Below are 12,532 nucleotides of genomic sequence, written 5' to 3' on the forward strand. Positions count from 1 at the left end.
CTTTTTTAAAATTTAAGACGAGCAGCGTGATGGTAGATACTGTCACGCTGCTTTTCGCTGCCGTTCCACGATTTCGTGGGAGGTGGCAAGCTCGCCCACGCGGGTGAGTAGATTACCCCATCACGGCTCTCATTTACAGTTTGTTCATAATTACATTACCTATCAATATCTATCACTCATATTTGATTTAGAAAGCATCTATTTTATGTCGAACTTTCCAATTCCAAATTGCTTCTGTATTGCTTCTAGAAAAAGAGAGGCCACTGGCGAAAAAACCTGATATTTTTTCCAGATAATGTGCATTGGAGATTCCAGAGGTGGTTCCAATGGCCTAAAGCAAAGGGTGCTGTCCTTGCCTGTGTAAATCAGGTTGCTAAATCCCAGAACATACCCCAATCCCTCTCTTGCCATGACGGATGCATTAAACAACAAGTCATAGGTGGCTACGATATTGAGCTTATCCAAATCCTCCCCCAACCACTTTGGCATTTCTTCCGTCAGGCTTTGCCGGGAGCAGATGAGAGGTTTGCCGATCAGATCGTCTAGCCGGATATGTGCTCTTTCCGCCATAGGATCATCTTTCCTCATTAGAACACCCCATATATCATTAGACGGAACGGAAAGATAGTTGTATTTTGACAGATCCACGCTTTGCACAATGATTGCAAAATCTAAAAGTCCCCGTTCCAGACGATCAGTCACGCTGTCAGTGGCGCTACTATACAGATGATAACGAATATTTGGGTATTTCGCGTTTAAAGACTTCGCCGCGTAGACGAAGTATTTGAAGTTCTCAGATTCCGCACAGCCAATCCGAATATCGCCCCCTGTGATTTCGTCTAGAGACTTAAATTCATCGGTCGTTTTATCGACCATATCCAAAATATCCTCTGCGCGTTTGCGAAGCAGCATCCCCTCATCCGTGAGCCTGATACTGTAATTGCTTCGCACAAAGAGCTTTTTTCCCAACTCATCCTCCAAATCCTTAAGCTGACGGGAAAGGGTCGGCTGTGAAATGTGAAGGAATGCGGCTGCTTTTGTAATATTACCTTCTCTTGCAACTTCTAAAAAATAACGTAATACGCGAATTTCCATGTTTGTATGACACCTCCAAGCAGCAGTATATCACACGAAGATATTTGATACAAGAATAACTAGAAATCAAATCTAAGTATTTTACATTTCTCTTCGTTCATTGTAAGCTAGAACTGGAGGTGAAAATATGGTAGAAGCATCGGACAAACGAGGTATTTCGCTCCAAAATCTGTGAGCTGCTGAATGTAGCGACGAGACGACATGATAGCAAATTGCATGAAATTTATCGAGCAGAAAGAAACCGATAAACTGTTGCAGGCGCTTTGGATACACAAAGGCAGTCTTTTGAAGAAGTGGTCATAAGGAGAGAGAGCCTGTCTTGATTGCGTGATTTATACCTTAAAGAAGCAATAGGAGATGGATATATGATTTATAAACAGTTTCAAGAAAAGCGTCTTTCCGCCTTGGGTTTGGGGGCTATGCGATTGCCAGTTATTAACGAGGATGAGGCCGTGATTGACGAGACGGCCGCCGGTGAGATGGTCGCTTACGCGATGGAGCAGGGTATCAACTATTACGACACCGCATGGAGTTACCACGATGGGAACTCCGAAACTGTTATGGGAAAGCTCCTTGGAAAATATCCAAGAGAATCGTTTTACCTCGCGACTAAATTCCCCGGATATGACCTTTCCAACATGGACAAAGTGGAATCAATCTTTGAAAAGCAGTTGGAAAAATGTTGCGTTTCGTGCTTTGACTTCTACCTATTACACAATGTCTGTGAAATGAACATCGATGCCTATTTGAATCCCCGGCATGAAATCATGGAGTATTTACTACGGCAGAAAGAAAATGGACGCATCCGGCACCTGGGCTTTTCCGCACACGGCAGCACCGCAGTCATCCAAAGATTTTTAAAACAGTATGGAGCACACATGGAGTTTGGGCAACTGCAACTGAACTATTTGGACTGGAATTTTCAAGGGGCAAAAGAAAAGGCCGAACTGCTAAATACGCACCACATTCCCATATGGGTCATGGAGCCGTTGCGTGGCGGAAAACTGGCTGCACTGGATGCTCAGGCCGAAGCAATTCTCAAGACCCTGCGCCCGCAAGAGTGCATTCCCGCCTGGGCTTTTCGTTTCCTGCAATCCATTCCCGGCGTAACTATGGTTCTTTCGGGTATGTCGGACTTTGCGCAGGTCCAGCAGAACGTTCAGACCTTTGCCGCGGAGAAGCCCCTGAACGAATCCGAGATGGCTGCGCTGCTCTCCATTGCCAAAGATCTGACACGAAAGATTGTACTTCCTTGCACCGCCTGCCATTACTGTGTGAGCCATTGTCCAAAAGGGCTGGATATACCGTCGTTGCTGGGACTATACAATGAACATTGCTTTACCGGCGGCGGCTTTATCGCGCCGATGGCGCTTATGGCGGTGCCGGAAGAAAAGCGCCCCGCTGCATGTATCGGTTGTCGGAGTTGTGAGGCTGTATGCCCGCAGCAAATCAAAATCTCGGACGCTATGAAAGACTTTTGCGAAAAGTTGAGATAAACTGATCTGGGAGGTTATTCACGATGAAAGTGAGAACGCTCCGTAGGTGGGGGAAGTTGACATGAATCTTCAAACCTTTTTGGACTATATGAACAGCGGACGGGCTGCCGTCGCCAACTCAGATGTGCCAGCGTTCTCAAGAGACCCTGCGGCTCACCGCCGAGTTGAATAACAGTTACCGAACTCCCGCTGAAATACGAGACATCATGGCTCGGCTGACCGGCAGGCCGATCGATCCCGGCTTCAGCCTGTTCCCGTCATTTTATACGGATTGCGGCAAGAACCCTTTTATAGGAAAGAACGTGTTTTTCAATTCAGGCTGCCGCTTTCAAGATCAGGGTGGAATCGTCATTGGTTATGGCGTTTTGATCGGACATAATGTGGTGCTGGCTACCATCAATCACGATCTTGACCCCGCCCGGCGGGGCAACAACTTCCCGGCGCCCATTCGCATTGGGAAAAACGTTTGGATTGGGGCTGGAGCCGTCGTCCTCCCCGGTGTGACGATTGGGGACGGAGCAGTGGTGGCTGCCGGGGCGGTGGCGACGAAGAACGTGCCGGAAATGACTGTTGTGGGAGGCGTTCCAGCGCAGGTACTTAAACAAATCCACTGTAAGGAGGAGTATTCTTGAAACGATTATGGACTATCCTGCTGGCAATCGTGCTGGCGACAACCATCGCTTGCGGAGCTGCATCAGAAACGGAACCGCAGGATAATTCGGCGGTCAAACTTGCTGCAACATCAAGTGCCGGCGGCAAGGCTGAATTTTCCGATGTGACAGATGATGCTGGGTATGCGCAGGCCATTGCATACTGCTGTAAACACGGTATCATGGGCGGCACGTCTGACACCACATTTTCTCCGGATTCTCCAATGACACGGGCAATGCTGGCTGTCGTTCTTTATCGCATGGCGGACAGCCCAGAAATTGGAAGTGCTCCCGGCTTTACCGACACTGCCGCCGACACCTGGTACAGCGATGCCGTGGTATGGGCATCTGAAAGTGGCATTATCTCTGGCTATGACAACGGTGTTTTTGGTGTGAACGATGCGGTCACGCGGGAACAGATGGCGACGATCCTATGGCGGTATGAAAACTCACCATCCACGATCAAAAAGACAGTGGAATTTTCTGATGCCAACACGATTTCGGAGTGGGCGCAGGAAGCGGTAAGCTGGGCCGGAGCATCCGGCATCATTCGTGGAAAATCCGGAAATCGCTTTGACCCCAAGACAAACGTGACCCGTGCGGAGGCGGCTATGATGTTATATCGCTGGCTGGACGGTGATGTTTCCAGCAAATCCCGTGTGTTGGTGGCTTACTTTTCTGCCACCGGCACCACCCGGCCCTTGGCAAAGTATGCCGCAGAGGCTTTGAACTCAGACCTCTATGAGATCGTGCCGGAAATCCCTTATACGGACGCTGACTTGGCATATTACACCAATGGACGTGCAGACCAAGAGCAAGAGGACTCAGCGGCCCGTCCCGCGATTGCTGGCGGTGTCGAGGATATGGAGCAATACGATGTCGTGCTGCTGGGCTATCCGATTTGGCATGGGCAAGCCCCCAAAATCATCAGCACTTTTTTGGAAAGCTATGATTTCTCTGGGAAAACCATTGTGCCATTCTGCACTTCCCATTCCAGTGGAATCGGTTCCAGCGATACCAATCTCCACGGCTTGGCCTCCGATGCAAATTGGCTCTCCGGCAGACGATTTGCGGGCGGTACTTCGCGTAGTATGATAGAGGAATGGATCGGAGGGCTTGACTTGCCAAAAGCAGAAGCGGGTGCGGAAAATATCCGTACGTTTGACTTCAGCACAAAAACAGTGACGCTGAACAGCGGGTATGAAATGCCCATCAATGGGTTGGGGACTTACAGTCTCCATGGGGAAACTTGCATTAATTCAGTGAAGTCTGCGCTCAAAAGCGGTGTGCGGCTGATTGACACTGCCTCTGCCTATGGTAACGAGGAAGAAGTGGGGCAAGCGATTCGAGAATCCATAGAGGAAGGCATCATCCAGCGGGGAGAGGTTTTCGTCATCACAAAAATCTATCCCGGTAGCGAGATGGCCGACCCGGAGACTTCCATCCAGGCGTGTTTGGATAGACTGAACATCGGTTATGTAGATATGATGCTGCTTCACCATCCTGACGGCAACGATGTAAAGGCATATAAAACAATGGAACGGTTTGTAGCGGACGGAAAGATTCGTTCCATTGGTCTTTCTAACTGGTATGTAGAGGAACTCACCGAGTTTCTTCCTCGATTGGACACCGTTCCCGCCTTGGTGCAGAATGAGATTCACCCGTATTATCAGGAAAACGATGTGATCCCGTTTATTCAAGATTTGGGCATCGTAGTCCAGGGGTGGTATCCGCTGGGTGGACGGGGTCATACGACGGAACTGTTGAGGGACCCGGTAATTTCCGCGATTGCTGAGGTCCACGGGGTATCTTCGGCTCAAGTTATCCTTCGGTGGAACTTACAGAAAGGTGTGGTGGTCATTCCCGGCTCCAGCAATCCAGACCACATCCAGGAAAATACGGAGTTATATCACTTCTCGCTCACTGGCGAGGAGATGGCACAGATCAAAGCCCTTGATCGGGGCGAAAAGCATGATTGGTATTAGACTAGGCGATGGGGAGTCCTTCCGTTGCACACACCAAGAAAAGGGGACCCAGGAATGGTACGAGTTTTAATCATTGAGCCGATCTGCACAACTGCGAGCGCATCAAATACGCGCTTCAGGAGCAGAGTGGCGAACTGGAGGCACGCTACACGCTCTCCGCAGTGGAGGCCATGGAGTACCTTGCCTGGATCTGACCCGGCGGGAGTTCGATCTGCTGTCCTTCCTGATGAGACATGCCGGACAGGTCCTGACGCGGGAGCAGCTCTACAACAACGTGTGGCCCAGAGAGGCCGGCTGTGATACCGAGGAGGCGGTCCGCTACCAGGTAAAACGGCTCCGCAAGAAGCTGGGTGCCACGGACGGCGACGGCTACGTAGAAACCGTGTGGGGCGTCGGCTACCGCTTCAATGGCGACAATAGGTAGAAGTTGCCCTCCAGAGTACCTTCTGAGCCTCTGCGGATGGAATGCCCTATCCTAACAGCGGCCAAGTTGAGGGGGACATATCATTCCCCCACACTGAGCAGTCTGGTTCCTGGGAAGGGAGGAATCGGGCCAGGGGAAGAACCGTCACCGTACAGGTCGTGGCGGGGAAGTCCTCGCCGCCGATGCGGATTTCCTTCTTGAGGCAGCACACCGTTTCCGCCAGGAGGTCCACTACCTCGTCCAGACGATCCCGGTCTACCCGTTCCGTCAGTACGTTCTAGGCGATGTTCTTCAGGACGACCTCTCTGTACTCTCTCGTCCGCTCCTCCGTATCCCTCCCATCAGCCCGCCCACCGGCGGGCTGTTCCTTTCAGACCCATCGGCTATTGCGGCCGGGCTTTTGCTTTGCCGTTCGAGCCGGTATTTCCGTTCATCGGCTTCTTCAAGGTCATGGGTTCGTGATGAAAGGCGAGCTGGAGCGCGTGCGATATAACAGCGCGTGAGATGCGGTTTGTTCTGCAATTTCAGTGTTTATTGGACAAAATCTGCGCAAGTATGTTGTATCTTGTGCTGAAATCGTGTATACTGAAATCAGGAAATGCCAAAGGAAGGGTGGTTCTATGGAAACGTATGCAATCACGATCGCGCGCGAACTGGGCAGCGGCGGCAGCCGTATCGGGCGGATGCTTGCCCAGCGCCTCGGTTTCGGCCTTTACGATCGGGAAATATTGAGGCTGGCCGCGATCGACAGCGGCATCGGGGAAGAAGTGTTCAGCCGTGGGGATGAGCAGATGACCCGCTTTAACCTGTTCCGCGCCGTGCGCATGGCTAATGACGGTAAATTTGTGCCGTCGCCGCCCGATCAGGAGGACCAGATTTCCGATGAAAACCTGTTCCGCTATCAGGCGCGCGTCATCCGGCAGATCGCGGACGACGAGAATTGCGTCATCGTCGGGCGCTGCGGGGACTACATCCTGCGCAACCATCCCAACGTGCTCAACGTCTTCGTGCACGCGCCGCTGGATCAGCGCATCGCCTCCATCATGGAGGTGGAGGGCATCGACGCCACGGAGGCGGAGCGGCGCATCCGCCGAACCGACAAGCGGCGCGCTGAATACTACCGTTTTTTTACCGGCCTTGACTGGCAGGATGCCAAGCACTACGACCTGTGCCTCAACACCGGCAAGGTTTCCTTTGAGACGGGCGTGGACATGATCGAGGCCTGCCTGAAGCTGCGCTTTAAGCTCTAAAGGGGATTACAAAGGGGCCCGCGGGAAACATTTCGTTTCTCCGCGGGCCCCTGCTGTTTTAAGCGGGCTGCTGAATCTGCGCGGTATAGAGCGCGTAATAGAGCCCGCCGCGCGCCATGAGCTCGTCGTGACTTCCAGCTTCCAGGATGCCCTTGTCGCTGATGTAGAAAATCTTGTCGCAGTTTTTGATCGTGGACAGACGGTGCGCGATGATGAAGGAGGTGCGGCCCTTCAAAAGGGTCTGAATGCCCTCCTGCAGCAGGCGCTCGGTCTTCGTGTCGATGGAAGAGGTCGCCTCGTCCAGAATCAGGATGCGCGGGTCACACAGGAGCGTCCGCGCAAAGGCGATGAGCTGCTTTTGTCCCTGGCTGAGGCTGCCGCCGCGTTCTCCGACCACCGTATGATAGCCTTGATCCATCTGCACGATGAAGTCGTGCGCGCGCACGGCCTTCGCCGCGGCCTCGACCTCCTCGTCCGTCGCGTCCAGCCTGCCGTAGCGGATGTTGTCCAGAATCGTGCCGCTGAAGATGAAGCTGTCCTGCAGCATGATGCCGAGCTGACTGCGCAGCGAATGCAGCGTACAGCGCGCGATGTCGTGCTCTGCGCCTTCCTGATCTGCGAGCAGGATTTTGCCGCCGCTGAGGTTGTAAAAGCGGCAGAGCAGGCTGACGACGGTGCTTTTGCCCGCGCCGGTCGGGCCCACCAAAGCGATGGATTCGCCGGGGCGGATGTGGAAGCTGACGTCTTCCAGCACGTTGACGCCGGGCTCATAACCGAAGGTGACGTCCTCGTAGCGCACCTCGCCGGTGATGGGCGGCAGGGGCTCAGCATCCGGTGCGTCGTCCACGGTGACGGGTTCGTCCATCGTCTCAAAGATGCGCTCCAGATAGGCGATGTTGTTGATAAAGGAGTTGTAGATGTTCGCCAGGTTCGTGATCGGCTGCCAGAAGCGGCTGACGTACTGGCCCATCGCCAGGATGACGCCGAAGGAAACCATCGCCCCGCCCATCCAGTAGACGCCCGCGATGTACATCACGGTGAAGACGATCTGCGTGATGATCTCGGAGGAAAACCATACGGCGTTGCTGATGTACATCGCCTTCATCCAGGCCGCGCGGCAGGCCTCGGAAAGCCTGCGCATGATGGACATGTTTTCCTCCTGGCGGACGAAGAGCTGGGAAACCTTGACGCCGTCGATGCTCTCTGCGAGGTAGGCGTTGTAGTTCGAGTTCTTGTTGGACTGGTTTTGCCAGGCCCGGCGCTGGCGCGGCTTGAGGTAGAGGATGACCGCGGCGAAGAAGGGCAGTCCGGCTACGATGATGGTGGCGAGCAAGGCGTTGGTCGCGTACATGAAGCAGATGATAAACACGATGTTGATGATCTCCAGGATCACGTTGATGATGCCGTTGGAGAGGATGTCGCTCACCGAGTTTACGTAGTTGATGACGCGCACCAGAATTTTACCTGCCGGGCGGCTGTCGTAATAGCTGAAGGGCAGCTTTTGCAGGTGGCTGAACAGGTCCTTGCGGATGTCGTAGATGATCTCCTGGCTCACGTGCGCCATGATGCGCGAGCGCACGGTCGTGAAGAGGATGACGACGGCGATGATGCCGGTAAACGCGCCCGCAAGGCGAAGCAGCAGCCCGACGTCCTTGTTGGGCACCGCGTCGTCCAGCACCCATTCCATCAGCTTGGGCACAAAAAGGCTGGATACGCTGGCCAGGGCGCTGAGCAGGAGCGCGAGCAGCATGTAGGCGCGGTGCTTGCCGATGTACTTCATCGCGCGCTTCAGATGGGAAAAACTGAACGGCGATTCCAGATTTTCGTCGACGTCAAACTTATTGCGCGCCATCAGCAGATCCCCCTTTCCTGGGCCAGCGCGTCCGCCGGCAGGTCGTTTTGCAGCGCGTAGGTTTCGTAGTAGTAGCCTGGCTGTCGCGAGAGCTCCTCGTGCGTGCCGCGCTGCACGATTTCGCCGTCCTTGAGGACGAGAATCAAATCGGCGTCACGCACAGAGGAGATGCGCTGTGCGATGATGATCTTGGTACAGGCATAGGGGAGGTTTCGCAGCTGCTCCTGAATATAGCGCTCCGTCTCCATGTCCACGGCGGAGGTGGTGTCGTCCATGACGAGGATCGCGGGCCGCATCGCCAGCGCGCGGGCCAGCGCAATGCGCTGACGCTGGCCGCCCGACAGCCCCACACCGCGCTCGCCGACGATCGTGTCATAGCCTTCGGGCATTTTTTCCACGAACCCGTCCGCGTCGGCATAGCGGGCGAAGGCCTTGACCTCGTCCAGCGTGAGCTCCTGATTGCCAAAGGCGACGTTGCCTTCCACCGTGTCGGAAAAGAGGAAGACGTCCTGCGTGGCGGTGCCGATGGCCCGGCGGAGCTGGTCGAGCTTCCAGTCCTTTACGTTCACCCCATCCACGAGCACGCTTCCGCTGCTCGCGTCGTAAAAGCGGCTCAGGAGCTGTATGAGCGTCGTCTTGCCGGAGCCCGTGGGCCCCATGATCGCCAGCGTCTGGCCAGGGTCTACGTGAAAGCTGACGTCCCTTAAGACCGGTACCTTGCCAAAGGAGAGGCCGACGTGGTTAAACGTCACGCCCCCCTGCACCGCAGGGCGGTCTTGAACGGCGGGCTTATTCTGAATGCCGGGTTTTGAGAAGTAAACCTCCATGACCTTGTCCGCGCTGGTGGTGAAGCGCTGCAGGTCGTTGATGAGGTTGCCCAGGTTGCGCATGGGGTTGGAGAGCGCCCAGCTCAGGCTGGTGAAGATCGTGAGCTCGCCGGGCGTCAGCTCTCCCTGGATGATGAAGAATCCGCCCAGAAACAGCGTGATGAGCGTCATGAGGTTGGCGAGCAGTTCGATGAACGGGTAAAAGGAGAGCCACATCTTGTTGATGTCGAGGTTCGCGTCGCGAAAAGCGCTGCTGCGCGCGTCAAAGCGCTCCCTTTCATAGTCCTCGCGGGCGAAGGCCTTGACGACGCGCGTGCCGGCGATGTTCTCCTGCGCGGCGGTGTTCATCTCGGAAAGGCGCTCGCGCATGTCCATGAACTTCGGCCGCACGCGGCTGGAGTACAGCTTGGTGATGAGCATGAGCAGGGGCGTGACGAGAAAGAGCGCGAGCGTCAGCTTCCAGCTCACGATGAAGAAATAGATCAGGGTGGAGACGAACATGAAGACGCAGTCCACGACCTGATAGTCCATGAAGGAAAGAAAGTGACGGCACCAGTCCATGTCCGCGGTGAGGCGGGTCATCAGGTCGCCGGTGCGGTAGCGGCCGAAGAAATGCATGTCTTGATACTGCAGCTTTTCAAACAGCCTTTGGCGCAGGTTGAACAGCGTGTTCTGCGAGGTCGTCTCAAGCGATACGACCATGTAATAGCGCAGGCACTCCCGAAGGACCTTGAAGCCCAGCATTGCCATGAGCAGCCCCAGCAGCGGCTCCGGATTTTGGGCTACGATGACCTGGTCCACGAGCTTCGAGGTCAGCGCGGGATTGATGAGCAACATGACGCTCGTCACGGCCGAGATCAGAAGCGCGAGCAGATGCCGCTTGTGGTACCGCTTGTCCATGATTCCGAAGAGCCATTTGCATTGGTACACCTTTCTTTACCTCCATCTTCCTCTCCATCGCTGTTTCCGGGCGGCGAACGGGCCGCCTTTAAAATACGCCTCCTATTATACTGATTTTTGAGAGAAAGGATAGAGTGAAAAACCAAAACAACAAAAAATAGATAGAAAAAAGCAAGGCCCACAGCTTTTGTGGACCTGATGACGACCAGTAAAGCATCGTCGTGTGAGAGGAGATGCATAAAGGGGAACCTTCCCCTTCATATAAAATCATATCGACCGGCTTTAAAGGGCGGACGGGGCGTTTTCCGCAGTCAAGTGTGCAGCATCTTCGGAGGAAAATATTCCTTGTGACCGCCGTACAGAATGAACCTTCATTTTGCACGAGCCCCGTCGGCTTTGCCGATGACCAGAAGGCCCACAGCTTCTGTGGACCTGAGGTTATCTGGAGGGGCGCTCCGGCATTTGAAAACCGTCCAGCGCGCCGTTCAAAAAGGCGTTAAAGGGGCGCATGCAGAGGAAACCCTGCACCGCCTGTTCCCGGAAGGCGTGTAGGTCGCACAGGGCTTCGTCGCTTATGGGAGCTTCGATGTACCAGCTTTTAAACTTCAGGTACTCGGCCTGCGGGTGCGCGGCGTCGTAGCCGCGCGGCACGTTCTTCAGCCGCTCGCCCGAAAGCGTGAAGCGCCGCGCAAAATCGGGCGTTTTCAAAATCGCCTCGAATTCGGCCCCGTCTGCGCAGATGGCGTCCCGGATGCGCCGCGTCGCGTCCTGAAACATGGAGGCGAAGAGCCCGCCGCCCAGAAAGCTCGCGCCGGGCGCAATGCACAGGTAATACCCGACCGGCACCGGCGCGCGGCCCGCGGGGGAGATATGCGCCCGAAAGGCGGGCGTGTAGGGCGACTTGTCGCGCCCAAAGCGGGTATCGCGGTTCATGCGGAAGACGAGATCCTTGGCGTTCAGCGAGGCAAGGGCCGGTTCGCTCTTCGCGAGATCGCTGACGATGCCTTGGAGCAGCGCCTCAAATTGCGAAGCGGCCTCGCGCTGCCACGCCTTGTTTTGATGCATCCATTCGAGGCTGTTGTTTTCCTTAAGGGCAATTAAAAAGGGAAGGATCTGATGATCGCACATACATGTCATCCTTTCGAGAAACGGTTCAGGCTTTTGCGTCTAGGATCGTCTCAAACTGCCCGCCGCGCAGCAGGTCCTCGATCCACTTTTGCACCTGCGGAGCACTGCGGTAACAGGGGAGCGAGGCAAACACGCGCGAAGCGTCGTCCAGCTCTTCCATGGCGTCGGTGAAGGAATCGATGAGCGCGCCGCGTTCGTCCATCTGGGTGTATTCCGGCGCGTCCGGACGGATGCGATGGCTGGCGATGGCGTAGTTTACGCGGCGCGCACAGGAGCACATGCCCGTGCCGGAAAGGCCGCAGTAGCCTGCGAGAAATTCGGACATCTTCCTGCGTACGCGAGAAAGCTTCTGCCGGTACGCCTCCGGCGTCATGCCGAGGACCTCGCCCGCGACGCGGCTGTCGAGCCGGAACATCGTGCCCAAAATGAAGACGAGGCGGCTCGGCGCGTCCAGGCATTGCAGCATGACGTTGGTGCAGGAGAGCTTGAGCTCGCGCTCCAGCAGCGCGTGATCCACGCCCTGCGTCAGGTCGGGCACGTCCTGCGCGCGGCCGTTGGCGATGTCGTAGCCGTACACCTCAAAGCTGAGCGGGCGCTGCGAAAACATCGACCGGCGATAGCTTTGCAGGTGATTGGCCGCGATGCGGAAGGTCCAGGTCGAAAAGGCGCTTTCCCCCCGGTAGGAAGACAGGTGCGTCATGACCTTGAGCAGAATCTCCTGCGAGGCGTCCTGCGCGTCCTGCACGGTGCCCAGCATGCGCAGGGAAAGGTTAAAGATCAGGTCCTGCACGCCGGAGAGCAGAACCTCCAGCGCCTCACGATCGCCCGAGGCTGCCTGCTCCGCGAGGGTTAGGTCTTGATGGAAATCGTTCATTTTTTTCACCTCCATAAGAATTAGACGCGCGAATGCGCCGATTGTGACAGG

General features: G+C 55.2%; 11 protein-coding genes. 5 read left to right on the plus strand and 6 right to left on the minus strand.

What is annotated here, in order from left to right; genetic code table 11:
* Nucleotides 1-198: 198 nt before the first annotated feature.
* Nucleotides 199-1,095 carry a LysR family transcriptional regulator gene (locus tag C1725_RS06340; RefSeq protein WP_102410810.1) on the minus strand — a complete coding sequence of 299 codons (897 nt, stop codon included), beginning with the start codon at nt 1,093-1,095 and terminating at the stop codon, nt 199-201.
* Nucleotides 1,096-1,460: 365 nt separating this feature from the next.
* Here C1725_RS06340 and C1725_RS06345 point away from each other — a divergent pair, with 365 nt between their 5' ends.
* The 4 genes from C1725_RS06345 (at nt 1,461) to C1725_RS19235 (ending at nt 5,650) form a co-directional block, all read left to right on the plus strand.
* Nucleotides 1,461-2,591: an aldo/keto reductase gene (locus C1725_RS06345; RefSeq protein WP_102410811.1), complete on the plus strand. Its 1,131-nt coding sequence runs from the start codon at nt 1,461-1,463 to the stop codon at nt 2,589-2,591.
* A gap of 206 nt (nt 2,592-2,797) precedes the next feature.
* Complete coding sequence (locus C1725_RS06350) at nt 2,798-3,223, plus strand: DapH/DapD/GlmU-related protein (protein ID WP_346026407.1); 426 nt, start codon at nt 2,798-2,800, stop codon at nt 3,221-3,223.
* The gene (locus C1725_RS06355; protein ID WP_102410812.1) at nt 3,220-5,226 is read left to right on the plus strand and encodes a flavodoxin; all 2,007 of its coding nucleotides are present in this window, start codon (nt 3,220-3,222) and stop codon (nt 5,224-5,226) included. Before C1725_RS06350 ends, C1725_RS06355 begins: the two co-directional genes overlap by 4 nt.
* 73 nt (nt 5,227-5,299) lie before the next feature.
* Nucleotides 5,300-5,650: a winged helix-turn-helix domain-containing protein gene (locus tag C1725_RS19235; protein WP_346026408.1), complete on the plus strand. Its 351-nt coding sequence runs from the start codon at nt 5,300-5,302 to the stop codon at nt 5,648-5,650.
* A gap of 46 nt (nt 5,651-5,696) precedes the next feature.
* On the opposite strand, the gene C1725_RS19240 is transcribed toward C1725_RS19235, so the two are convergent.
* Complete coding sequence (locus C1725_RS19240; protein WP_346026870.1) at nt 5,697-5,921, minus strand: DUF6017 domain-containing protein; 225 nt, start codon at nt 5,919-5,921, stop codon at nt 5,697-5,699.
* Between the two features lie 349 nt (nt 5,922-6,270).
* Between C1725_RS19240 and C1725_RS06365 the strand changes: the two genes are divergently transcribed.
* Nucleotides 6,271-6,900, plus strand: coding sequence for a cytidylate kinase family protein (locus tag C1725_RS06365; protein WP_102410814.1), 630 nt, complete (start codon nt 6,271-6,273; stop codon nt 6,898-6,900).
* A 58-nt stretch (nt 6,901-6,958) separates the two neighbouring features.
* Here the strand turns inward: C1725_RS06365 and C1725_RS06370 are convergent, their stop codons facing one another.
* The 4 genes from C1725_RS06370 to C1725_RS06385 form a co-directional block, all read right to left on the minus strand.
* A complete protein-coding gene (locus tag C1725_RS06370) occupies nt 6,959-8,752 on the minus strand; it encodes an ABC transporter transmembrane domain-containing protein (RefSeq protein WP_102410815.1) in 1,794 nt (597 codons plus the stop codon).
* Nucleotides 8,752-10,509, minus strand: coding sequence for an ABC transporter transmembrane domain-containing protein (locus tag C1725_RS06375; RefSeq protein ID WP_102410816.1), 1,758 nt, complete (start codon nt 10,507-10,509; stop codon nt 8,752-8,754). The genes C1725_RS06370 and C1725_RS06375 overlap by 1 nt, the downstream gene beginning before the upstream one ends.
* 408 nt (nt 10,510-10,917) lie before the next feature.
* On the minus strand, nt 10,918-11,607 hold the full coding sequence (locus C1725_RS06380) for a TIGR02453 family protein (protein WP_102410817.1): 690 nt from the start codon (nt 11,605-11,607) through the stop codon (nt 10,918-10,920).
* Between the two features lie 25 nt (nt 11,608-11,632).
* Nucleotides 11,633-12,481 carry an RNA polymerase sigma factor gene (locus tag C1725_RS06385; RefSeq protein WP_346026409.1) on the minus strand — a complete coding sequence of 283 codons (849 nt, stop codon included), beginning with the start codon at nt 12,479-12,481 and terminating at the stop codon, nt 11,633-11,635.
* Between the last annotated feature and the right edge of the window lie 51 nt (nt 12,482-12,532).

Origin of the sequence: Beduinella massiliensis (assembly GCF_900199405.1) — a bacterium.
In the GTDB taxonomy this organism is placed as follows: Bacteria; Bacillota; Clostridia; order Christensenellales; family Aristaeellaceae; genus Beduinella; species Beduinella massiliensis.